Source organism: Haloterrigena sp. KLK7, from assembly GCF_037914945.1.
GTDB lineage: Archaea > Halobacteriota > Halobacteria > Halobacteriales > Natrialbaceae > Haloterrigena > Haloterrigena salinisoli.
In genome coordinates this window covers 2,363,997-2,386,449 of the sequence record NZ_CP149787.1, presented here as the reverse complement: position 1 = coordinate 2,386,449, position 22,453 = coordinate 2,363,997, and the positions used below count along the sequence as shown (strand labels likewise).

Here is a 22,453-nt window from a genome sequence, read left to right as displayed (position 1 = left end):
AGTGACTTAATTATACACAATCAGTGTTGACGTCGACTACACAAAAGGGATAAGAGAATCGATGACAACCGTACGGTAACGCGTCGTCGGGACGCACACCACCGCATATGAGCACGAATCCAGACGTCGTCGTCCTCCGAGAGGGGACGGAAGGGCTGTCGATGGAATCGTACGCCGAGACCCTCCGCGAGCGGTTGCCCGAGCACACCGTCGCGCTCGCGCGGACGCCCAGGGAGGAGCGCGAACTCGTCCCACAGGCGCGCGTCGTGACCGGCATCACGATCGACGAGGCGCTGCTCGCCGAGGCCGACCGCCTCGAGCTGTTCGCCTGTACGTTCGCCGGTACCGACCACGTGCCGATGGACGCGCTGGCCGACCGCGGCGTCGCCGTGACGAACGCCGGCGGGATCCACGCGCCCGGCATCGCCGAGCAGACGATCGCCAACATGCTCGTCTTCGCGCGGAACCTCCACGAGGGCTGGCGCCGCAAGGAGAACAACGAGTGGCGCCACTTCCAGTCACACGAATTTACCGACAGCACGGTCACGATCGTCGGTCTCGGCTCGATCGGGCAGGCAGTTGTTCAGCGCCTCGAGGGCTTTGAGGTCGAGACGATCGGGATCCGCTACACGCCCGAGAAGGGCGGCCCGACCGACGAGGTGCTCGGCTTCGGCGAGGACGACGTCCACGAGGCGTTCGCCCGCAGCGACTACGTCGTGCTCGCCTGTCCATTGAACGACCTGACGCGCAATCTCGTCGACGAGGACGCGCTGGCGACGCTGCCGCCCGAGGCCGTGCTCGTCAACGCGGCCCGCGGGGGCATCGTCGACACCGACGCGCTCGTCTCGGCGCTGCAGTACGAGGGGATCCGCGGGGCCGCCCTCGACGTCACCGACCCCGAACCGCTCCCGAGCGACCACGAGCTCTGGGACCTCGAGAACTGCCTTCTCACGCCCCACACCGGCGGCCACACGCCGAAACACTGGGACCGGCTGGCCGACGTCGTCGCGAATAACCTCCGGGCGCTCGAGGCGGAGGAGGGCGAACTCGAGAACGCCGTCTACCAGCCGGGCGGGAGCTAATCAGTACGATGGCCACGGAAGACCAGCGTTCCACGACCGACCACAGCGACCAGACGTCGACTCCGGACGAGAGCCAACTCGGGCCGCCGGCGGATCCCCGCGAGGGAGATCCGGCAGCGGATCCGCGGGCCGACTACGACTACGTCGGCGGCGACGTCGACCGCCCCGCGCTCGTGGCGGCGCTGCGCGAGCGCATCGACGGCGAAGTGCGCTTCGACGAGTACAGCCGCCAGTTGTACGCGACGGACGCGAGCGCCTACGAGATGACGCCGATCGGCGTCGTCCTCCCGCGCTCGACCGACGACGTCGCGAGCGTCGTCGGCTACTGCGCCGAGCACGGTATCCCGGTGCTCCCGCGCGGCGGCGGCACGAGCCTCGCCGGACAGGCGGTCAACGAGGCCGTCGTCCTCGATTTCACGGCGCACATGGGCGACGTGCTCGAGATCGACCCCGACGCGCGGCGGGCGACCGTCCAGGGCGGAACCGTCCTCGCCGATCTGAACGGTTCCCTCGAGGCTCACGGGCTGAAGTTCGCGCCGGACCCCGCGGCGGGCAACCGCAGCACCGTCGGCGGCGCCATCGGCAACAATTCGACCGGCGCACATTCGCTGCAGTACGGGAAGACCGACGCCTACGTCGAGGAAGTGGAGGTCGTCCTCGCCGACGGCTCAGTCGAGCGGTTCGGCGAGGTGACGGTGGCGGAGCTCCGCGAGCGAGCCGACCTCGACGGGGCGCTCCTCGAGCGAATCCACGAGGCGCTGCGCCGCGTGATCGACGACGACGCCGAGGCGATCGGCGATGTCTTCCCGCAACTGAAGCGCAACGTCTCGGGGTACAACCTCGACCGGCTGGTCGCGGAGGCCTACGGGACGCCCGAGGCCTTCGACGAGACCGCCGCGGAGTCGGTCGCGATCGACGCCGACTCCGAACCCGACCCCGACGCGACCGTCAACCTCGCCCGCGTCTTCGCCGGCAGCGAGGGGACCCTCGGCGTCGTCACGGAGGCGACCGTCTCGCTCGAGCCCGTGCCCGAAACGACGTCGGTGGTGCTGTTGACCTACCGCGACCTGCTCGAGGCGATGGCCGACGTCGACACCATCGTCCGGAACCACGATCCGGCGGCCGTCGAAGCGATCGACGACGTCCTGATCGAACTCGCGGAAAATACCGAAGAGTTCGCCGCCGTCGCCGAGCGACTCCCCGCGGGCACCGAGACCGCGCTGCTCGTCGAGTTCTACGGCGAGGACGACGACCACGGCCGCGAGCAGGTCGCGGACCTGCTGGCCGATCGGCTGCCCGACGACGAAGTGCCGGATTCGAGCGACTCCGAGATCGGCAGTTCGGCGCCGATCCGCGCGTTCGACGCCCTCGAGGCCCACGACCCCGACGGGATCGCCGAACTCTGGAAGCTCCGCAAGAGCGCGGCGCCCATTCTGCTCTCTCGCACCTCCGACGAGAAGCACATCTCCTTCATCGAGGACACCGCCGTCCCAACTGAGAACCTCGCGGACTACGTGGCGGACTTTCAGGAAGTCCTCGAGGAGTACGACACGTTCGCGAGCTTCTACGCCCACGCGGGTCCCGGCTGCATGCACATGCGGCCGCTGGTCGACACGAAGTCGGCGGCCGGACTCGAGGCGTTCGAGTCCCTCGCCGACGACGTGACCGACCTCGTCGTCGAGTACGGCGGGAGCGTGTCGGGCGAGCACGGCGACGGCCGCGCCCGCACCCAGTGGAACCGCAAGCTCTACGGTGACGACGTCTGGGAGCTGTTCCGCGAGTTGAAGACGGCGTTCGATCCCGATTGGCTCCTGAATCCCGGAAACGTCTGCGGCGACCACCGCATGACCGAGAACCTCCGGTTCGACCCCAGCTACGAGTTCGAGGCCGGCTTCGAACCCGCCCTCGAGTGGGACACCGACAACGGCTTCCAGGGGATGGTCGAACTCTGCCACGGCTGCGGCGGCTGTCGGAGCGAGCAGGAGACCACCGGCGGCGTGATGTGTCCGACCTACCGCGCGGCCGAGGAGGAGAGCCTGAGCACCCGCGGGCGGGCGAACATGCTCCGACAGGCGATGAGCGGCGACCTCGAGACCGACGCCACCGACGAGGAGTTCGTAGCGGAGATCATGGACCTCTGTATCGGCTGCAAGGGCTGTGCGCGGGACTGCCCGAGCGAGGTCGACATGGCGAAGCTCAAGGCCGAAGTAGAGCACGCCGCCCATCAGAAGAACGGCGCGAGCCTCCGCTATCGGCTCTTCGCGAACGTCGACCGGCTGAACGCCGTCGGGAGCGCGCTCGCGCCGCTGTCGAACTGGGCGGCGTCGCTTCCCGGATCGGACGCCATCGCCGAGAAGATCCTCGGAATCGCCCGCGAGCGCGATCTGCCGACGTTCGCGAGCGAGAGCCTCGAGGACTGGTTCGAGAAGCGGGGCGGTGCGCAGATACCGCGCGAGTCGGCCAGTCGACGGGTCGTGCTCATCCCAGACACGTACACGAACTACAACCACCCAGAGGCGGGGAAGGCCGCGGTTCGGGTGCTCGAGGCCGCGGGCGTTCACGTCACGGTCCCCGACGGGATCACCTCGACGGGGCGACCGGCCCACTCGAAGGGCTTCCTCGATCTCTCGCGGGAGCGCGCGCGGACGAACGTCGATGCCCTCGAGCCGTTCGTCGCGAACGGCTGGGAGGTCGTCCTCGTCGAGCCCTCCGACGCCGTGATGCTCCAGTCGGACTACCTGGACCTGCTCTCGGGCCGCGACGTCGAGCGCGTCGCGGCGAACACCTACGGCGTCATGGAGTACGTCGATCGGTTCGACCTGCTCGCGGAGGCAGGCGTCGACCAGGGGGCCGCTCGAGGCCGGCTGACCTACCACGGCCACTGCCACCAGAAGGCGACGAAGAAGGACGGCCACGCCGCGAGCGTCCTCGAGGCCGCCGGCTACGAGGTCGACGCCCTCGATTCGGGCTGTTGCGGGATGGCCGGGAGCTTCGGCTACGAGGCCGAACACTACTCGCTGAGCCGGACGATCGGATCGATCCTCTTCGAGCAGGTCGCCGACAGCGACGGCGAGGAAGTCGTCGCGCCCGGGGCCTCCTGTCGGACCCAACTCGAGGGCCACGAGGGGGACTATCCGGCCCACCCGGTCGAGAAACTCGCGGCCGTAGTGAGGTGACTCGAGTCAGCGACGAGGGGACTCGAGCCCAGTGCGAACTTACTGTGACTCCCGCTTTCGGTCGACGACCGCATAGACGAGCGAGCCGATGCCGACGCCGCTCCCGACCGAGTAGTTGACCGACTCGTCGTCCATCGGGAGGACGGCCCGCGTGATCGCGAGCCACAGCGACAGGAAGGTCAGGTATCGCAGCGGGTGCTCTCGAAATCGGCCGACGTACTCCGACTCGAGGATTCGGTACGCCATGCCAAGGCTGAAGCCTAAGACGAGGTACTCGCGGTCGATGCCACGGTCCGTTCGGCGGGCGACCTCGAGGTTGCCGACCGCGGCGGCGAGTTCGAATCCCTTCGTGAGGAATCCGACGAAACTGGCCATATCGACGTGTCTCTCGTCGTACCGATTACGTTTTTGTTTCCAGAAATACATGTTCGTCGGACGGAACAAGTCTGTCTAGACGATCGGGTGCGGTGACGCGTGCTCTCGCGGATCCTCGTCCTCGCTCGATAACCGACTCCGATTGGCGCCGGTTCGGCATCACCATCGAAACGCTGACTGAGAGTACGGTAGATACAATACATACGTCCGTACATAGCGTACTAATAGTACCATAGATACGCTTTTGTCGATACAGAACGTTGTCACGTGTATGTCGATCGATATCGAGGACTTCGAGGAGCGATCCCCTGCGGAACTCGAGGAGCCGAGCAACGCCGAACGAGTGCTCCGGTTCCTCTACGAGAACAGGGACAAGGCGTGGAAGGCGTCGACGATCGCCGACCGAGCCGGCGTCAACGAAAACTCGATATCGGCAGTACTCAACCGGCTGAAGGAACGGGATCTCGTCCGGCACAAGGGATCGTACTGGGCCATTACGGACGACACGGAACGGCTCCGTCGTGCACACCAGTTTCATCGGACGATCCAGCGGTTCAACGAACTCTACGGCGAGGAAGATCACGACGAGTGGGTCGAAGCGAGTGAGCGGGCACGGGAATGACGTACGAGAGAGGTTCGATCGTCTTCGCAGACGATCCGTTCAAAGGAGACGATGCGAGTCGGCCGTGGCTGATCATCGGTACGGACGAGACGCCGTTTCACGGCGAGCAGTACATCGCACTCACGCTCTCGACGAAAACGTGGTACGACGAACGCGTTCCGATCGACGACGACGATCTCGTCGACGGCGGTCTGCCGAAGAGCAGTTCGATTCTCCCGTGGGCGGTCGCGTCAGTCGAAGCGACTCGAATCGATCGCGAACTCGGCGTGCTGGCCGAGGGGATCGTCGACGAAGTCACCGAGCAGCTCGGATCGTACATCGGTCTCGAGTGACCTGTCCGTCGGCCCGATCGAATAGTTACCGTCTGAGGAGGCTACTGGACCTCGAGCGATACGACTCTCGAATACGCAGATAGGAGATCGATATCCCGCTATCGGCCGCTCACACGGCCGGCAGGAGAACGTCTGGACAGTAGCCCTGCGAGAAACTTACGGCCAGAGCCCGCGCGTCTCCTTCGCCTCGGCGATCCGCGACAGCGCCACGACGTAGGCGGCGTCGCGCCACGTCAGCTCCTTCGCCTCGACTTCCGCGGCGACGTCGGCCCACGCCTCGAGCATGTGCTCCTCGAGTTCCTCGTTGACGCGCTCGAGGGACCACTGCCGGCGGTTGATGTCCTGGAGCCACTCGAAGTAGCTCACCGTCACGCCGCCGGCGTTCGCGAGGATGTCGGGGATGACGTGGACGCCGCGCTCCTCGAGGATGGTGTCGGCGGCGAACGTGGTCGGACCGTTGGCGCCCTCGACGACGATGTCCGCGTCGATCGCCTCGGCGTTGTCCGCGGTGATGACGTTGCCGACGGCCGCGGGGATCAGGACGTCGACGTCGAGCTCGAGGATCGCCTCGTTGGAGAGCGTTTCGGGGGCGTCCTGCTCGAGGACGGCCTCCGGCTCCTCCTCGTGGGTCGGGATCGCGTGGGTGTCGAGCCCGTCGGGGTCGTGGATCGCGCCGTTAACGTCCGAGACGGCGACGACGGTCGCGCCCCAGTCCTCGAGGAGGCGGGCGGCGTTGGCGCCGACGCTGCCGAAGCCCTGGACGGCGACCGTGGTGTCCGAGAGATCGCGGTCGTAGTAGTCGACGGCCTCGCGGGCGGCGATCGCCGTCGAGCGACCGGGCGCCTCCTCGCGGCCGTAGGAGCCGCCGATGACGGGCGGTTTGCCGGTGACGACGCCGGGGATAGTCTCGCCCTGTTGCATCGAGTAGGCGTCCATGAACCACGCCATGGTCTGAGCGTCGGTGCCCATGTCCGGCGCGGGGACGTCCTTCGTCGGTCCGACGACGTCGCGCAACTCCTCGGCGAACCGTCGGGTGAGCCGTTCGGTCTCGTCCTCGCTGAGGCCCTTCGGATCGACGGCGATACCGCCCTTGCCGCCGCCGAAGGGGAGGTCCATCACCGCGCACTTCCAGGTCATCCACATCGAGAGCCCGGTACACTCCTCGGCGGTCACCTCGGGATGGAAACGCAGTCCGCCCTTGTATGGACCGCGAACATCGTCGTGCTGGGCGCGGTAGCCGGTGAAGACCTCGACGCTCCCGTCCTCGCGCTCGAGGGGGACCGACACCTGCTGGACCTTGGTCGGGTGTTTCAATCGCTCGATCACGCCGGGATCGACGTCGACGTGGGTCGCCGCGCGCTCTAACTGGCGCCGGGCGGTGACGAGCGCCGAATCGAGCGTCTCGTCCGGTTCGGCTTCGGCCGCTTCCGTGGGGGGTGTCGTAGTCATCTGTCGGATAGTGATCGCGTGGTCAGTAGTATGGCGAGTGTACCATGGTCGGTGTGGCCCGGGTTACGTCGTGAACAGTTGCCGCGGGAAGTCGGCCAGCGTCTCCGCGCCGCTGCCGGTGACCCGGAACGTCTCGCTGATCTCCATTCCGACTTCCGCCGTCCAGATGCCCGGGATCATGTGGAAGGTCATGTCCTCCTCGAGGACGGTCTCGTCGCCGGGACGGATGCTCGCGGTGTGCTCGCCCCAGTCCGGCGGGTAGCCCAGCCCCATCGAGTAGCCGATGCGGTCCTCCTTCTCGAGGCCGTACTGAGCGATCGTCTCGCGCCAGGCCCGCTCGACGGACTCGCAGGTGACCCCCGGTTCGACGGCGTCGAGCGCGGCCTCGATCCCCTCGACGACGATGTCGGCGGTCTCCTCGAGTTCCGCGGGCGGGTCGCCGACGAACGTCGTGCGAGCCAGCGGGGAGTGATAGCGGTGGCGACAGCCCGAGAGCTCGATGATGACCGGGTCGCCGTCCTCGAACTCGCGGTCGGTCCAGGTCAGGTGGGGCGTATCGGTGTGGTCGCCCGAGGGCATCAGCGGAACGATCGACGGGTAGTCGCCGCCGTACTCGTCGGTGCCGGCGATGAGGGCATCGTAGATCGCTCTGGCGGCCTCGTACTCCGGGACGCCTTCCTCGATGGCGTTCAGCCCCGCCTGCATCGCGTTCTCGGAGATGCGCGCGGCCTCGCGCATGTACTCGAGTTCCCGCTCGGACTTCTTGATCCGGACCCAGCCGACCAGCAGCGTCGCGTCATCGAACTCGGCCTCGGGGAGGTTCTGCTGGAGGCGCGTGTAGGACTTCGCGGTGAAGTAGGAGGCGTCCATCTCGAGGCCGATGCGACCGTCCGCGACGTCTAAGTCCTCGAGGACGCCGGCCACGTAGTCCATCGGGTGGAGATCGTGGGGCGAGTGGACGTGGTCGTCGCTGTAGGACAGGATGCTCTCGTCGGAGAGGTACGTGGTCGCTCGAGCGCCGCCGCCGTCCATCTGGCGGCCGACCCAGACCGGTTCGTCGCGGTCGGGCGTGACGATGACCGCCTGATGGACGTAAAACGACCAGCCGTCGTAGCCGGTGAGGTAGTTCATGTTGGCCGGATCCGAGACGACGATCGCGTCGAGGTCCTCCTCGCGCAATCGCTCCTTCGTCCGGGAGACCCGGCGTTCGTATTCGGCGTCGTCGAAAATATCTCGGGACATGATAACAGGCCCTACGACGAGGATCGACGAGGAATGCTAAAAGTTTTTCGTGTATAGTTATTACAGATACTGTTTACACTGGGCGTGGAGTCGTCCTCGAGGGTTCACAATGATGTGCCGTGAGCGATGCCGCTGATACAGGGCTACGGCGACTGAAGTGCCGACTCGTTCGTGTCGAACCACCGGCGGTTAAGACACCCCGGTTCGTTCCGGCGGATATGGCAATACTCGAGACAATCGTGATCGCGTTCTGGGCGATGTTGCCCGCTTACGTTCCGAACAACGCCGCGGTGTTGGCCGGCGGCGGGCGCCCGATCGACGGCGGCCGGATGTGGGGCGACACGCGGATGCTGGGCGACGGCAAGACCTGGCGGGGCACCGCCGCCGGGATCACCGCCGGTCTCGCCCTCGCGGGTCTACTGACGCTGCTCGCGCCCGGCGTCAGCGACGCGACCGGCATCGACGTTCCCGAGTTCGCACCCCTCGCCGCGCTGGGACTGGCCGCTGGGGCCATGCTCGGGGACATCCTCGCGTCGTTCCTGAAGCGACGCACCGGCCGCCAGCGCGGCGCGATGTTCCCCGGCCTCGATCAACTGGACTTCGTCGTCGTCTCGCTCCCCCTGACCGCGCTGCTCGCGACCGACTGGTTCACCGACGTCTTCACGTGGGGCGTCATCGCCGTCGTCGTGATCCTCACACCGATCCTGCACGTGACGACCAATATGATCGCGTACAAACTCGGACTGAAGAACGAGCCCTGGTAGGGCCTCGGGTTGGACTCGAGGGCGTTTTTGTTGGTCTCTCGAGGGCGTCGTCACTCGGCTCTGCTAGTCTCGATGGTCTCGAGCGTTCGCTTGCTATTCGCTTCGCTCAGGTCCGTTCGTCGTCAGCGGGTCAGCGAGAGCGGTTCGGTCCTACTGGGCAGCGAATTCCGCTTCGATGGGTGGTCGACGACGACGAGTGACTCGAGTCGTGTCGTTATTCGGCTGTCGCCGCCGCTTTGACTGCCTCATCGTCGTTCTACAGGCGTTTCTCGGCCGCTTCGCGGTCTTCGGGTAGACTACGTCGATGCGCCAGCCGTCTATTCGGATCGCGTCGATGGTCCGCCCCGACTGGATGAGGAGGACGATCGCGTCCGGCAACTCGTACTCGCCGCGATCGCTGGCTGGACGAGACGGCAGGCGTAGAAGATAGCTGACGGAAAGGTGTTCCCAGAAAGTATTTGCGTTCCGTAAATCATTAATCGCGAAATGGCCTCTGTATCCGATCGCTTACGGGTTCCTTCGGAACGCGATCTCCTCGCTCAACTCGAGCATCGCGACTGTACGTATTGTAGTGACGGGTCGCTCGTTCGTGATCAGTACAAGGGGAATACCGCAATCGTCTGTGACCAGTGCGGAGTCCCAACGGTACAACTGTGGAATGAAGAATGATTTCACAAGCCGCAAACAAGTGAGCGAATCTATGCGATACTATCTGACTACGAAGGGATTTTCATCGAACGCTGATAACGGAGGTCCATGAACGTACTTGCCGTCGCTGCGGTCACACTTCTCTTCCTTACGGCGTTCCCGTATCTCTGCTACCTCGCGCTCTATGCGTGGATCCGACCACAGGGGTCGCCCGCCGACAAAACGCCCGCGGAACCGACGGTTAGTATCGTCCTGCCGACGTACAATGAAGCACAGATCGTCGAAACGAAACTCGACGATCTGCTCGCGCTCGAGTATCCGATGGAGAAAGTGGAACTCGTCGTAGTGGATTCCTCGACCGACGATACGCGGACGATCATCCGGGAGTACTTCGAGGACCTGGAGGCGCCCGATCTGGTATTGCTCGAGGAAGACGAACGCCGCGGACTCGCGCCGGCGCTCAACGACGCCTACGCCGCCGCGTCGAACGAAATGGTCGTGAAGACCGATTGTGATTCCAAACTCGCGCCAGACGCCCTCCGTGAGGCCGCCGCGAATCTTGCGGACGACGACATTGCAGCTGTGACAGGTCGCAACGTCGAAGTGCTCGGCGGCAGCGAGGTCGAGTCCGGCTACCGGGGCGTCCAGAGTCACATTCAGCAACTGGAATCCCATCTCGACTCGACGCTGATCTTCCACGGGCCGTTCTCTGCATTCGAAAACGACGCGTTGCTACCGATCGATCCGAACTCGCTGGCCGACGACACGGAACTGGCGCTGAAGATCCGACGGCAGGACGGCCGCGTTATCTTCGACCCTGCCGTGAAGTACATGGAGGCGAGCCACTCCGAGTTCGTGAAACGACGAAAGCAGAAGGATAGACGCGGAATGGGGTTGATTCGGCTATTAGTTCAACATCGGGATGCCCTGGGCCGGTACGGACGGTACGGGAAGCTCGTGTTGCCGTTCAACTGGTGGTTCATGGTGGTGTCGCCGTGGCTGCTGGCGGCGACGTTAGTCGTCGGAACCAGTGCGGTCGTATCGCTGTTCGGTATCAGTGGCCTAGTGGGTCCGGCCACCGTCGGACTGTTCGCGTACCTCGGACAAAAAGACCTGCTCGGACCCGTACAGGCGCTGTACTCGATATTCGACGCGCAGGTGTCGCTGCTGCGGGCCAGCGTCTCGCTGGTCGTCGGTGACTCGGACGGCACGTGGGACGTCGATGCCGAATTGCGAGAGGCATTCGAATGAGACTACTGTTCGTCACGCACCGCTATCCGCCTCGTACCGGCGGCGTCGAAACCCACGTCAAGGAGGTCGCGACGCGGCTCGCCGCCGACGGCCACGACGTCGCGGTATTTAGCACGGACGCCGGAGCCGACGTGACGGCAACCAGTATCGTCGACGACATTCGCGTTCGCCGATTTCGCTCCGTCAGTCCCAGTGGTTCGTTCTACGTCGCACCCCAACTGACCCGTGCGGTCCGTCGGTTCGATGCAGACGTGGTTCACGCACACAATTACCACGCGTTTCCGCTGTTCTTCGCCGCTCTCGGCGTTACTGACGAACGGTTCATTGTGACGACTCACTACCACGGCGGTAGCGCCGACGACGTTCGGGATGCGTTGCTCTCGCTTTATCGCCCGTTCGGTCGGTGGGCCGTTCGGCGAGCGGACGACGTAATCGCCGTCAGCGACTGGGAACGTGAGCAACTCCGTGCGGACTTCGGTGTCGATGCCACGGTGATTCCAAACGGCCTGCACGTCGATCGGTTCGCGACCGCCGATCCCGAACGACGGGACGGGCGATATCTCCTGTCAGTCGGTCGTCTCGAGGAGTACAAGGGCGTCCAGCACGTGATCCGTGCGCTCCCCGATCTCCCCGCGTACGAACTGGTAGTCGCCGGACGCGGTTCGTACAAATCGGCCCTCGAGCGTATTGCCCGAGCGGAAGGCGTCTCGGATCGAGTGACGTTTCTCGGATTCGTGGACGATGATCGACTCCCGAACCTCTACGCGGGAGCGGACGCGTACGTGTCGTTGTCGTCGTTCGAAGCGTACGGAATGACGATCGCCGAAGCGCTGGCCGCCGGAACGCCGTGCGTCGTCAGAGCGGCCGGCGCGCTGACCGACTGGATCAATCGCAACGGCTGTGTCGGCGTCACCGATCCGTCACCGGTATCGGTCGCGAACGCCGTTCGCGAGGCGGTCGATCGCGAGATCGACGCCGGCGGGATTCCTGACTGGGACGACGTCGTTGACCGCCTCGTCGACCGGTACGCTGGCTCGCGGAGTCGCGTCGGCAGGTAAGTACTGTTTTGAGGGTCCGCTGACTTCGAGTCCACATGAACGTCCTCCTGGTGACCGTCGACTCGCTGCGCGCCGACCGGGTGACCTCGAGTGTAATGCCCGCGACCCGGTCGTTCGCCGACGACGCCGTCGAGTTTACCGAGTGTATCGCCAATGGCCCGTCAACGCCCGCATCGTTTCCGGCCATCCACGCGAGCCGTCACTTCGCCAGCATCGAGGGACTGGGTATTCCGCCCCGCGATGCCGACGGCGACATTCGAACGCTGGCCGAGATGCTCTCGGACGCGGGCTTCGCGACCGCCGGATACACGGACAACCACTTCGCCAGCGGCTCTTACCACTACGATCGCGGCTTCGAGACGATGTACGACGCCAGCGGGACGGCCGAAGCGGGCCGGCTCAAACAGTTCGTCCAGTCGAACCTCGACAAGAACGGTGCGCTGTTCAGGACCATCGAGACGGTATACAACCGCGTCGATGCGCTCCTGGCCGGCGCAACCGATGCCGACAGCGAGTACGAGCGCGCGGCGTCGCTGAACGAGCGGGCGCTCGAGTGGATCGACGAGCAGTCGGACGACTGGTTCTCGTGGCTCCACTACATGGACGCCCACCATCCCTACGAAGCGCCCGAAGCCTACCAGCAGCAGTTCCTCGACGAACCGCTCTCGCTGTCGCGCTGCCGCGGCCTCTCCCGGAAGGGTACCCACCACCCCGAGGACGTCACCGACGAGGAGTGGGAGTTGATCCGCCAGCTCTACGACGCCGAGTGCGCCTACATCGACGACCAGTTCGATGCACTGCTGGACGCCCTCGAGGAGCGGGATCTCCTCGAGGAGACAGTAATCCTGTTTACGGCCGATCACGGCGAACTCGTCGGCGAACATGGCCACGCCGGCCACCCGCCAGAGTTCTGGGAGGGGATTGTTCGGGTGCCGTTCGTCCTCCACCACCCCGACCGCGACGGCGACGCCGTCGACGGCCAGATTCGCCTCCTCGACGTGGCACCGACGATCGCCGACGCGGTCGGCCGACCGCCATTCGAGGGCTGGCAGGGCGCGTCTGCGCTGCCCGTTGCCGACGGCGAGATCGGCGCCCGCGAGTACGCCTTTGGCGACGTCGGGCGGCAGATCGAGTACGGACGATGCTGTGCGCGCCGAGCCGACGGCTGGAAACTGCTTCGCCACGCTGACGACGGCGAGTTCTGTTTCGACGTGACCGAGGCGCCGGCAGAATCGCCGGCCGACGATCGCTCCGGCGACGGGCGTCCGGAGTACGACGAGCTTTCGCAGGCGTTAGACGACCACCAGGAGCGGATGCGTCGGTTCCGCGAGGACGGGTCGGTCGGCATCGACGAGGAAGACGCGATGGTTGAGGATCACCTGCGTGATCTCGGCTATCTCTGAGGCACTATTCGGCGGGGTATCATTTGCGGACTCGAACGGTAACTTCGATTTCGCTAACGACCTGTCCAATATGGTCCGCGACTTTGAGAGCGATATTAGGGGGCAGTAACCGTCCGAATCGGATCCGCTTTGCAGACACCTGAACCACATCGAATAGATCGGCCACGAGGTAGTGTTCGAACGTTTTGTGAGAGAAAGGGCGTGTATGCGTCGGATCTATCCATGCACCGTGACTGTTCCAGTGGGGTCCGCGAAACGTAATTTCGGCGTTCAGTTCGCTGACTCGATGCAGTTCGCGCAATACTGCCAACTGGTCAACGGTATGTTCCAAGACGTTGTCGAGCAGTATTCGATCGAACGTATCGTCTTGAAACGGAAGCGGGAGACTGTCGAGGTCGATGACTACATCCGGACTAACCTCGGAGCGAACGTCGGCGTTGACCCACCCGTCACGATAATCGTCTCCACAACCGAGATTCAACTTCTGTTCCATCGAGGTTTACACTATGTGTACATGTTAATTGTAGTTCCGGTTGGCTGTTCCCTGTTTGCCAATAGATCATTCTATTCATATTAGTGATCGATCCGTATCAATCGCAACGGAACGTCCTATTTACGGTCAGAACGAACTTCAGATCCACTATCATGTCATTGTATGCGGATTCAGGCGTAACAATCTGAATCAAACGTATTATCTATCCATCAAATTCTCGAGTGCGTATAGCTCTCACTCCAGATAGCCGAGTTCCTCAAGTCGATCGCGCGTGTCGTCGTCGACGGCCATCCGGTCGGCTCCCTCGACGCCGCCGTCGAACGACTCGAGCGCCTTCTCGAGGGCATCGGGAATCGTTTCCAGCGGTTCGCCCTCGAGGTAGTCCTCGAGCGCGAACGCCAGCGTCGTCTCCGTTTCGGGGACAATGATCGCCTTCCGGCCCTCGTGCCACACCGCGCGCTGATTGTAGCCGTAGGCGGTTTCCTCGCAGAGCAGCGTCCGGTCGTCCGCATCCGCGTCAGCGGTCTCGTCGAGCGAGCGGCCGGCGACGCCATCTGGAACGGTCCCGCCCAGCGCCGAGAGGATCGTCGGCGCGATGTCGACCAGCGAGACGGGACGATCCAACGCGGTCCGGTCGACGCCGGGCGCGTGCACCCACAGCGGGACCCGTGCGACCTCCTCGAGGACGCTGTGGCCGTGGTCGGTCGCGTAGTAGCCCCGCGGATCGTCGTTCAGCCGGCGCTCGAGATCCGGGTGTTCCCAGAAGGCTTCGCCGTGGTCGCCACAGACCACGACGACCGTCTCGTCGTCGACGTCCGCCAGCAGGGTCTCGAGGGCGTCGTCGACCCCCCTGATCGCCGCGTCGTAGGCGCGAATGCGGGCGTCGCGGTACTCCTCGAACCTCTCGCCGTCGGTCGTCTCCCGGAACCGCCAGTCGTTGAGCTCCGCCATCGACGGCACGTCGAACGTCTCGCGGTGCGCGTCGGGAACGTTCATCGGGACGTGTGGATCGCCGAGGTGGAGATAGCAGAACCACCGATCGCGGTCGGCCATCCAGTCGCGGGCCGCGGCCACCCGCTCCTCGGCGGCGGTATACCGGACCGAGACGGACTGGAACCGGTCGCCGACCGCCTTCTCGGCCATCGGAATCGCCGTCACCATGCCGGTATCGTAGCCCGCGGTCCCCAGCAGGTCGGGGAGCGTCGCGATGTCGGCGCGAGGCCGGCGGGGAAACTGCTCGGCCGAGAGGTTCCGCGGGTCGGTCTCGAACCGGCCACCGTGCTCGTGGGGGTATCGTCCCGACAGCAGCGACGGCACCGAGGGGAACGTCCACGTGCTCGGCGCCTTGGCGTTCGAAAAGGCGGCGGCGTCGAACGCATCGAGCGCGGGCGTCGTCTCCCGGTCGTAGCCGAAACCGCTGACGTGATCGGCGCGCAAGCAGTCCACGACGACCACGAGCACGTTTCGCGGCTCCTCGACGGTCGCCTCGAACGCGACCTTGCGGTCCCGGCGCCGCAGTTGATGGCGGGTCCGGTGCTTGAGATCCATCCAAGCATTGTTCAGTCGTGGAAACCGTTTGAGCGGGTTCATTTGTCAGTCCCTCCGGAAATCATTCCATATATCCCAGTTCCCGCAGCGTCTCTTCAACCTCCTCGCCGGCACCCCGTCGGCGCGTGACGGTGGCGGTCGGCGGCCCCCGCTCAATCGACTGCTCCGCGGGCTCGCCCGTCAGCACGTCGAACCGCACGTCGCCGTCGACATCCTCGGGGACGGGCACGCCGAGGTAATGCAGCAGCGTCGGCGCGAGGTCGTACAGTTCGAGGTCCGCGCTCCCCTCGGCGACGTCTTCCCCCCACGCCGCGAACACACCGGTCCGACGGTGGGTCGCGAGCCACTCGGTCGTCTCGCCGAAGACGGCGCCGCCGATCGCCTCGGGCGCGTCGACGCCCGGCGCGTACTCGACGAGGAGATCGGGGCCGCGCGGTCGGTCGCCGGTGTAGACGTCGGCCGGATCGTAAACGGTGGTCGCGACGGGATCGCCGGCGGGCGTCTCGAGAGCCTCGAGGTCGGCGGCAAGCTCCGATGCGTACCGTGTGACGGCGTTGTCGCTCGAGAATGCATCCCAGTTGACGTAGATCGGGCCGCGGCCAAGCGAGACGGCCTTGGTTCGCTCCCAGTCGATGGCGGCGTCCTGAATCGCGATACGGCCGCTCTCGCTTGGGAAGAACCGCTGGGCCGACTCCGGAACCAGTGACTGGGCGAGGTTGACCAGTCCCAGCCGGTCGACGAGGTGCTTGAGCCGTTCCTCCGTGAGGCCGACGGTCGCCAGCAGGTCCCGCGTCTCCGACTCCTTGATCGCGAGGTCGCCGCGCTCGAGTAGCCACTGGTTCACGAGGAATATTTCGTTGATTTCGACGAAGCCGTGGTCGCTCATGAGCACGACCGCCTCCGCGTCGTCGCGCTCGAGCAGGTCCGCGAGCAGGTCGTCGACGCGTTCGTATGCCGCCCGCAGTTTCTCGGGCCGGTCCCAGAGCCGGTGCTGGAGCGTGTCAGTCGCGAATAGCGTCGTGTGGACCAGATCACAGTCCCGCTCGTCGGCGAGCCACGTCGCCGTGCGGAACCGCTGTTCGAACAGCGCCGTCGCTTCGGCGACCAGTTCGTCGGGCGTCGCCTCGTCGAGCACGAGATCGGGCTTGACGCGGTAGGCGGGAATCGCCTCGAGCAAGTCGTCTTTCAGCGAGTCGGGAGCGGTAAACTGCTTGCGCTCGCTGGCGGGGCTGCCGGCGACGACGAACACGCCGTCGTCAGCAGTTCGCCCGCCGGCGTCGGCCGGATGGGTCGTCGGCATGTTGACGACGCCGGCACGGTGGCCGTGGTCGGCCAGCACGTCCCAGTATTCCCGCGACCGGAAGTCACTGGCATCGTTGGCAGCGATCTCGTTGGTTCGCCGGTCGTACGCGAACCACTCGTAGACACCGAGTTTCCCGGGTGTCTTTCCAGTCGAATAACACTTCCACGCGGGAAACGTGACTGGCGGGAGGGTGCTCTCGAGGTCACCCGCGACGCCATCGTCGAGTATTCGAGAAAACGCAGGGAGGTGTCCTTCCTCGATCCACGGCCGCAGAAGCAACCAGTCGGCTCCGTCGAGACCGACGACGTAGACAGTCATGGATGGGGAATCGCTCTCTCCGGGTTAAAGTGCTTTGAGTACCTCACGGAATGACTCGCGAAACGCGGCCGTCCTAGAGTCCGGATCAAACCGGTCGCCGCGCTCCCGGGCGCGGGCCGCGAGTTCACGTCGGTCGGCCAGACCGCGCTCGAAGTACTCCACGACGCCGCGAGCGAGCGCGTCCGTGCTGGGTTCCACGACGAGGGACGGATCGATCTCGCGGGCTTCGGACCGCGTCCCCGCGGTCCGCGTGACGAGCGGAACGAGTCCAGCCCGCATCGCCTCGAGCGTGCTGACCGGGAACGTGTCCATCCGCGACGGCTGGACGAACAACGAGGCGGGCGCGAACGCGTCGGCGAGGTTCTCGACGTATCCTCGGACACGGACGCCCGGCGTCTCGCCGTAGGCCTCGGGATGACCGCCGCCGACGACGTGGAGTTCGGCGGCGGGCACGGCCTCGCGGACCCGCGGCCACGCGTCGACGAGCATATCTATGCCCTTGTACCGCCACGGACGAGCGACCGTGACCGCGACGTTCGACTCGATGTCGGGTGTCACGTCCCCGAGCGCGTCGTACGTCCCGGGCTGGACGAACGGATGAGCGATCTCGATCGGCGTCTCGGGGCCGACGACAGGGCGAGTGAACTCCGCAGCGAACTCCGACACGGCGATCACACCGTCGATGCCGCGGCGCCCGACGCCGCGAATGATCGGCGTCCCGAACCTGCCGATCAGCGACTTCAGCGCCGAATCCCCCTCGAAGTCCGCGTTTCCGAGCTGGCAGAGGCCGTGGTCGGCACAGAGATAGACTAGTTTCCCACCGCGCGTGAACCGACGGGTGAGCGCAGCATACAGCGGTCGCGACCCCTCGACGAGATAGACATCGTAGTCCGGATAGACGACCCCGTTGAGCCCGTCCTCGAGGACGGTCTCCTCGAGAGGACCGAGCGAGAGGCGGTGGTAGTCGACGAGGTCCGCACTCACGGCCTCCGCGAATCCGCGGTGGGCTGGGTGTGGTTCCTGATGGAGCATCGCCACGCTGACAGCGTCGGGATTCATGGTCGAGGCGGTGCGGGCCGGACGGTTAAAACCCCCGCTGACGCCCGACTCGGGAGCGGTTCTTGGTGACGAGTTGGGTGGTTCCGGTCGGCTTGCGAGCAGTAGTTCTCTTTATTACTTATCAATATCAATCGAATTTTCGCCGTACACCGCGCTCATGACGCGCTCGAGTGACACTGAGACGAGCGGTACGAGATAGCGACCGGAGACGAAAAGCACATTTAAGCCCGAGGGTCCGATGCTTCGAGACATGAAAACCCTCTTGTTCGGACTCGACGCTGCCTGTTTCCCGGTGCTCCGGCCGCTGTTCGAGGACGGTGAGTTGCCGCATCTCAAGTCGCTCTTTGCGGACGGAGTGACAGGGAAATTGACGTCCCAAATCCCGCCCTGGACCGCGAGCGCGTGGCCGTCGCTGTACACCGGCGTCAATCCCGGTAAACACGGTGTCTTCGACTTTCTGCGATTCGACGGCTACGACTGGGACATCGTGAACGCGACCGACGTGCGCCACCGGAGCCTCTGGGAGTACGCCGACGACGCGGGGCTGACGAGCGTCGTGGTCAACGTCCCGGTGACGAGCCCCCCGCCCGAGATCGACGGCGCCGTAATTCCGGGCTATCTGGCCTCGGAGGACCCGCAGTGTCAGCCGGCGGGGATCCTCGAGGATGTTCGCGAGGCGGTCGGTGACTACCGCGTCTACGCTCGCAGAGAGACCGACGAGCGCGCCGGCAAGGAGAAGTTCGAGGACTACGTCGAGCTCAGCCGGCTGCGCGGCGAGGCGTTTTGCTACCTCGCCGACCGGTTCGAACCCGAGTTCGGCTTCGTCCAGTTCCAGAAGACGGACGCGGTGTTCCACGACTTCCCCGGCGACCGCGAGAAAGTGCGGCGGATCTACCGCGCGGTCGACGAGCAGGTCGGAGCGATCCTCAACGACTGCGACCCCGACACCGTCGTCGTCGCCAGCGATCACGGCATGGGCGAGTACGAGGGCTACGAGTTCCGGGTCAATCAGTACCTCCGTGAGGAGGAGATCGTGGAGACCACGCGGGACGGACAGGGCGTCCCCTCGTGGTTCCAGATCAAAGACGAACGGTTGACTGAGAGCGACAACGGGAGTTCGGGGTCGCCGATCCTCGAGCGGCTCGCGGCCGCCGCCGCCGGCACTGGCCTGACGTATCAGCGGGGAAAAGCCGTCCTCGAACGGGTCGGCCTCGCCGAGTTCGTCGGCAGGCACGTGCCCGTCAGCGCCGTCTTCGCCGCCAGCGACGCCGTGGATTTCACGGCGTCGCGGGCGTACCTCCGATCGCCGTCCGAACTGGGCGTCCGCCTGAACGTCAAGGGACGTGATCCCGACGGCGTTGTCCCTGCCGACGAGTACGAGGGCGCTCGCGACGCTCTGATCGCGCTACTGTCAGAGGCAACGACGCCGGACGGGACGCCGGTCTTCGAGGAGGTCGTCAGGCGTGAGCGGTACATCAACGGGCCGTATGCCGACGAGGCCATCGACGTGCTCGTCGTTCCGACCGACTTCCAGCACTCGTTGTCGGCGGTCATCGGCGGGCAGTTCGACGATCCCGAACCGTACAACCACAAACGGGACGGCATCGTCGCGATCGCGGGCACCGGCGTCAACGCGGAAGCCGACCTATCGGGCGCACATCTGTTCGACGTCGCCCCGACCGTGCTGGCGTCGCTCGGCATCGCTCCCGACGAGGGGATGGACGGCAATCCCCTTCCAGCGGTCGACGCGCCGGAGCCGGCGTCGTATCCCGAGTACGCGGTCCGCGAGCAGGCCGCAACCGAGGACGATGCGGTCGCCCAGCGGCTCTCTGATCTCGGATACCTCGAGTAGTCGGGCAGACCATACGCCTTTTGCCAGTTGACTACGTCACGACGAATATGAACGTCTCTCTGACAGAGCCGAAACCGCACTTTGCTACGCGACCGACTACGATATATCGGGAAGCTGTTTTCGCCACATCAAACGAGAGGGGAAGTCAATGCGCCGGCCATACACTCACTTGCCGACCTTGAAAGTTGACGAGACCTTTTGTTCTTTTGTGGAGACAATCGGAGCTATAGAAAACGATCCAGAATACTACGGTTTCGTCGGGATAGAGATGGTTGCTATCGGCAGTGACGGGATTAAAGAACGACTCTTCGAACTAGGTTATCTGTAATAATGAAGGTTGGAGCAGAAATATCGAAACGTTTCATCACGAATGTATTCGGGACATTCGCAGGCTTTCTTGGAACCGTTATCTTTACACGTGAGCTCGGATTCGCCGGAATCGGCAGTTATGCGATCTTTTTCAGTATCCAGATGGTGGCAGCTAATCTAGTCAGTTTCGGACTCTATCCAACTGTCGTTAAGCGGGTAAGCGAGAAGAACCAAGAAGCACGACAGTTCACAAGTGGTGCACTGATTCTCTTGGCGGGTGTCGTTGTTGTCACCATACTATCTTTCATGTTACAGGATTCGGTCAACCGGATCGTCGGTGTAAACGCTGCCTCTTTCGTTCCCCTCAGCGTACTCTCGTGGGGCCTGTTTCGACTATCAGGAGCATTTCTAGAAGGGAAACAGCGCGTCGCTCTCGTCGGGGCGATAGAAAACGGTCGATACGCACTTATTGTACCGATTCAGGCGGCGCTGATTGTCGCAGGATTCGGCGTTCTCGGGCTTATTTGGGGACTAATAGCTGGCCAGTTTCTCGTATTCCTGATTTCATACGTTGGGTTCGCACGTGTTATTCCTGCGCGACCTTCACTTGAACTGTTTCGAGACTTCGTTACCTATTCAAAGTATGCCTATATCCAGAGCGTTTCCAGCCAGCTATTCAAACAGGCCGATTATCTGCTTCTCGGCCAGTTCGTTGGCCCCGGATCGGCAGGTGTCTATCAGAACGTATTTCGAATTACCGAGGCGTCAATGTTGTTCTCGTCTGCACTGGCACAGGTGGCGTTTCCGCAGTTCTCTGCTTTGACGGAAAGCGATGACCACGAACATGTCTCTCGTCTTCTGACCAACGTATTCACCTATGCTGGTCTGTTCGCGATTCCAATGATCGGCGGTGGGGCCGTCATCGGAAATGGATTGCTGCTCACGCTTTATGCGAACGATCCGGGGACGTTAACGCTCCCCTTCATTGGAGTGGTGGGAATGGCGAACGCCTTGCTCCCGATACTCGGTATAGCAAACTTATTCAACGGCTATCGAGAGGGACTCGAGATGTTCTTCCTTGGCACGGGACAGCCGCGCCTGTACGCAGTCAGTGGTGTTCTTCTCATTAGTGTCTATGGTATATTATCAATTCCGCTCACGATGACGTTTGGTTCATGGGGGATCGCGTGTGCGACGGTACTCGCGTTCGGCGCAAGTGTCGCCAGTCTATTTTACTTCCTCAACGAGCGGATTCCGTCGTCAGCGCTGGTCGACGTCAGTGTTCAAATCGTATCGATGCTCCTAATGACGGCTGTCGTCTACGCCCTCAAATCACAATTAGGCGACGCTCACGGCTGGGTCCGTATTTCGATCCTGCTCGGCACAGGCGCGGGGGCCTACTTCACGGCGTTGTTGCTACTGAGCGAACGGATTCGTATCGATGCCGTCAACGTACTCCGCGACCTCCGTAACGATATGCTTCCGTGAACGCTGTACTCTTCTGCTTGCGCTCTCGGCCATGTTTAGTTCGTAGCATTGTGCCAGATGGTGAAGGCTTGGAGCCACGATTCGGCTGTTGTCGGTTGTGCGTGAGTAAAATAGTTTGAGAACGAAGAGGTGGGTCATTTTATCTCACGAAAGACACGTTTAGCAGCGTTCCGATTTCCATATTTTTCGTATCAAAATCGGAGCCCAGATCGACGGAGTGCAGTCTGGAGATGTTTTACTCCATCGATGAGAAACAGGGCATCATCAAGGTCGTGTTTCTCCGGGAGGTACAGCCAATAGTGGTGGTCATCAAGTTGAATCACCGTCTCGTCAAGTGTGATGTGATTCGGATTCTCGTCATCTGCTGGCTGTAGATCGCACTTGTGAACCCAATCGTAGACTGCCTTACGACTGGGTTTGATACCGAACTTCTCTAATTTTCGAACGATATTCGAAAGCGGGGGACCTGCAAGATGTAGTCGAATACCGAACTCCATCAGCTGACGCGGTGTCCGTTCTCGCTCCACAAAACTCAAATTGATCCAGCCGCTACATCCACTGAGACGGTCGGTTTTTGGCATAGAGCACCACAAACCGTACTGCCTCACTTCTCACGCTTAACGAAACAGCGCCAGTCGAGCAGACCATACGCCTTTTGCCGGTCGCCCGCGTCACGACGGA

At 63.7% G+C, this 22,453-nt stretch carries 18 protein-coding genes and 2 pseudogenes; 11 read left to right on the top strand and 9 right to left on the bottom strand.

The genetic code is table 11. The annotated features are described in order from the left end of the window. The first annotated feature begins 107 nt into the window (after positions 1–107). Together WD430_RS11715 and WD430_RS11710 are read left to right on the top strand one after the other, a co-directional pair. Positions 108–1,082 (top strand): D-2-hydroxyacid dehydrogenase, encoded by a 975-nt coding sequence (locus tag WD430_RS11715; RefSeq protein ID WP_339102629.1) that lies wholly within the window; start codon positions 108–110, stop codon positions 1,080–1,082. An 8-nt stretch (positions 1,083–1,090) separates the two neighbouring features. Then, entirely contained in the window at positions 1,091–4,258 is a 3,168-nt protein-coding gene (locus WD430_RS11710; protein ID WP_339102628.1) for an FAD-linked oxidase C-terminal domain-containing protein, read from the top strand. Positions 4,259–4,297: 39 nt separating this feature from the next. Here WD430_RS11710 and WD430_RS11705 read toward each other — a convergent pair whose 3' ends face one another. Further along, positions 4,298–4,633 (bottom strand): hypothetical protein, encoded by a 336-nt coding sequence (locus WD430_RS11705; protein WP_339102627.1) that lies wholly within the window; start codon positions 4,631–4,633, stop codon positions 4,298–4,300. A gap of 271 nt (positions 4,634–4,904) precedes the next feature. Between WD430_RS11705 and WD430_RS11700 the strand changes: the two genes are divergently transcribed. After that, positions 4,905–5,255 carry a MarR family transcriptional regulator gene (locus WD430_RS11700; protein ID WP_339102626.1) on the top strand — a complete coding sequence of 117 codons (351 nt, stop codon included), beginning with the start codon at positions 4,905–4,907 and terminating at the stop codon, positions 5,253–5,255. Beyond that, positions 5,252–5,587, top strand: coding sequence for a type II toxin-antitoxin system PemK/MazF family toxin (locus tag WD430_RS11695; RefSeq protein WP_339102625.1), 336 nt, complete (start codon positions 5,252–5,254; stop codon positions 5,585–5,587). Before WD430_RS11700 ends, WD430_RS11695 begins: the two co-directional genes overlap by 4 nt. 156 nt (positions 5,588–5,743) lie before the next feature. Here WD430_RS11695 and gdhB read toward each other — a convergent pair whose 3' ends face one another. Then, complete coding sequence (gene gdhB, locus WD430_RS11690) at positions 5,744–7,036, bottom strand: glutamate dehydrogenase GdhB (RefSeq protein WP_339102624.1); 1,293 nt, start codon at positions 7,034–7,036, stop codon at positions 5,744–5,746. A 63-nt stretch (positions 7,037–7,099) separates the two neighbouring features. Continuing rightward, entirely contained in the window at positions 7,100–8,278 is a 1,179-nt protein-coding gene (locus WD430_RS11685) for a M24 family metallopeptidase (RefSeq protein ID WP_339102623.1), read from the bottom strand. Positions 8,279–8,496: 218 nt separating this feature from the next. On the opposite strand from WD430_RS11685, the gene WD430_RS11680 reads away from it, so the two are divergent. Continuing rightward, positions 8,497–9,042: a CDP-2,3-bis-(O-geranylgeranyl)-sn-glycerol synthase gene (locus WD430_RS11680; RefSeq protein ID WP_339102622.1), complete on the top strand. Its 546-nt coding sequence runs from the start codon at positions 8,497–8,499 to the stop codon at positions 9,040–9,042. A 256-nt stretch (positions 9,043–9,298) separates the two neighbouring features. Here WD430_RS11680 and WD430_RS11675 read toward each other — a convergent pair. Then, positions 9,299–9,485, bottom strand: a pseudogene (locus WD430_RS11675) (UTP--glucose-1-phosphate uridylyltransferase); the annotation flags it as partial. A 43-nt stretch (positions 9,486–9,528) separates the two neighbouring features. On the opposite strand from WD430_RS11675, the gene WD430_RS11670 reads away from it, so the two are divergent. From WD430_RS11670 to WD430_RS11655, 4 genes are all read left to right on the top strand, one after another. Then, positions 9,529–9,711 carry an HVO_A0556 family zinc finger protein gene (locus WD430_RS11670; RefSeq protein WP_339102621.1) on the top strand — a complete coding sequence of 61 codons (183 nt, stop codon included), beginning with the start codon at positions 9,529–9,531 and terminating at the stop codon, positions 9,709–9,711. A gap of 87 nt (positions 9,712–9,798) precedes the next feature. Beyond that, the gene (locus WD430_RS11665; RefSeq protein WP_339102620.1) at positions 9,799–10,941 is read left to right on the top strand and encodes a glycosyltransferase; all 1,143 of its coding nucleotides are present in this window, start codon (positions 9,799–9,801) and stop codon (positions 10,939–10,941) included. Continuing rightward, positions 10,938–11,999, top strand: a complete 1,062-nt coding sequence (locus WD430_RS11660) for a glycosyltransferase family 4 protein (protein WP_339102619.1) — start codon at positions 10,938–10,940, stop codon at positions 11,997–11,999. The genes WD430_RS11665 and WD430_RS11660 overlap by 4 nt, the downstream gene beginning before the upstream one ends. Positions 12,000–12,034: 35 nt before the next feature. Next, positions 12,035–13,402, top strand: a complete 1,368-nt coding sequence (locus WD430_RS11655) for a sulfatase (protein WP_339102618.1) — start codon at positions 12,035–12,037, stop codon at positions 13,400–13,402. A 19-nt stretch (positions 13,403–13,421) separates the two neighbouring features. Here the strand turns inward: WD430_RS11655 and WD430_RS11650 are convergent, their stop codons facing one another. From WD430_RS11650 to WD430_RS11635, 4 genes are all read right to left on the bottom strand, one after another. Next, complete coding sequence (locus tag WD430_RS11650; protein WP_339102617.1) at positions 13,422–13,895, bottom strand: methyltransferase domain-containing protein; 474 nt, start codon at positions 13,893–13,895, stop codon at positions 13,422–13,424. Positions 13,896–14,129: 234 nt separating this feature from the next. Then, complete coding sequence (locus WD430_RS11645; protein ID WP_339102616.1) at positions 14,130–15,443, bottom strand: sulfatase-like hydrolase/transferase; 1,314 nt, start codon at positions 15,441–15,443, stop codon at positions 14,130–14,132. Positions 15,444–15,504: 61 nt separating this feature from the next. Continuing rightward, on the bottom strand, positions 15,505–17,064 hold the full coding sequence (locus tag WD430_RS11640; protein ID WP_339102615.1) for an alkaline phosphatase family protein: 1,560 nt from the start codon (positions 17,062–17,064) through the stop codon (positions 15,505–15,507). A gap of 24 nt (positions 17,065–17,088) precedes the next feature. Then, positions 17,089–18,123, bottom strand: a complete 1,035-nt coding sequence (locus WD430_RS11635) for a glycosyltransferase family 4 protein (RefSeq protein WP_339102614.1) — start codon at positions 18,121–18,123, stop codon at positions 17,089–17,091. Between the two features lie 250 nt (positions 18,124–18,373). Between WD430_RS11635 and WD430_RS11630 the strand changes: the two genes are divergently transcribed. Both WD430_RS11630 and WD430_RS11625 read left to right on the top strand, forming a co-directional pair. Further along, positions 18,374–19,975, top strand: a complete 1,602-nt coding sequence (locus tag WD430_RS11630) for an alkaline phosphatase family protein (RefSeq protein WP_339102613.1) — start codon at positions 18,374–18,376, stop codon at positions 19,973–19,975. Positions 19,976–20,305: 330 nt separating this feature from the next. Beyond that, on the top strand, positions 20,306–21,772 hold the full coding sequence (locus WD430_RS11625; RefSeq protein ID WP_339102612.1) for an oligosaccharide flippase family protein: 1,467 nt from the start codon (positions 20,306–20,308) through the stop codon (positions 21,770–21,772). A 35-nt stretch (positions 21,773–21,807) separates the two neighbouring features. Here the strand turns inward: WD430_RS11625 and WD430_RS11620 are convergent. After that, positions 21,808–22,353, bottom strand: a pseudogene (locus tag WD430_RS11620) (IS6 family transposase). Positions 22,354–22,453 lie beyond the last annotated feature (100 nt).

Bases quoted from the DNA above. Each gene is read 5' to 3' on its own strand.
- WD430_RS11710 (WP_339102628.1), top strand. From the start codon at position 1,091: ATGGCCACGGAAGACCAGCGTTCCACGACCGACCACAGCGACCAGACG.
- WD430_RS11660 (WP_339102619.1), top strand. From the start codon at position 10,938: ATGAGACTACTGTTCGTCACGCACCGCTATCCGCCTCGTACCGGCGGC.
- WD430_RS11715 (WP_339102629.1), top strand. From the start codon at position 108: ATGAGCACGAATCCAGACGTCGTCGTCCTCCGAGAGGGGACGGAAGGG.
- gdhB (WP_339102624.1), bottom strand. From the start codon at position 7,036: ATGACTACGACACCCCCCACGGAAGCGGCCGAAGCCGAACCGGACGAG.
- WD430_RS11630 (WP_339102613.1), top strand. From the start codon at position 18,374: ATGAAAACCCTCTTGTTCGGACTCGACGCTGCCTGTTTCCCGGTGCTC.
- WD430_RS11635 (WP_339102614.1), bottom strand. From the start codon at position 18,123: ATGAATCCCGACGCTGTCAGCGTGGCGATGCTCCATCAGGAACCACAC.
- WD430_RS11700 (WP_339102626.1), top strand. From the start codon at position 4,905: ATGTCGATCGATATCGAGGACTTCGAGGAGCGATCCCCTGCGGAACTC.
- WD430_RS11640 (WP_339102615.1), bottom strand. From the start codon at position 17,064: ATGACTGTCTACGTCGTCGGTCTCGACGGAGCCGACTGGTTGCTTCTG.
- WD430_RS11680 (WP_339102622.1), top strand. From the start codon at position 8,497: ATGGCAATACTCGAGACAATCGTGATCGCGTTCTGGGCGATGTTGCCC.
- WD430_RS11650 (WP_339102617.1), bottom strand. From the start codon at position 13,895: ATGGAACAGAAGTTGAATCTCGGTTGTGGAGACGATTATCGTGACGGG.
- WD430_RS11665 (WP_339102620.1), top strand. From the start codon at position 9,799: ATGAACGTACTTGCCGTCGCTGCGGTCACACTTCTCTTCCTTACGGCG.
- WD430_RS11695 (WP_339102625.1), top strand. From the start codon at position 5,252: ATGACGTACGAGAGAGGTTCGATCGTCTTCGCAGACGATCCGTTCAAA.
- WD430_RS11625 (WP_339102612.1), top strand. From the start codon at position 20,306: ATGAAGGTTGGAGCAGAAATATCGAAACGTTTCATCACGAATGTATTC.
- WD430_RS11670 (WP_339102621.1), top strand. From the start codon at position 9,529: ATGGCCTCTGTATCCGATCGCTTACGGGTTCCTTCGGAACGCGATCTC.
- WD430_RS11705 (WP_339102627.1), bottom strand. From the start codon at position 4,633: ATGGCCAGTTTCGTCGGATTCCTCACGAAGGGATTCGAACTCGCCGCC.
- WD430_RS11685 (WP_339102623.1), bottom strand. From the start codon at position 8,278: ATGTCCCGAGATATTTTCGACGACGCCGAATACGAACGCCGGGTCTCC.
- WD430_RS11645 (WP_339102616.1), bottom strand. From the start codon at position 15,443: ATGGATCTCAAGCACCGGACCCGCCATCAACTGCGGCGCCGGGACCGC.
- WD430_RS11655 (WP_339102618.1), top strand. From the start codon at position 12,035: ATGAACGTCCTCCTGGTGACCGTCGACTCGCTGCGCGCCGACCGGGTG.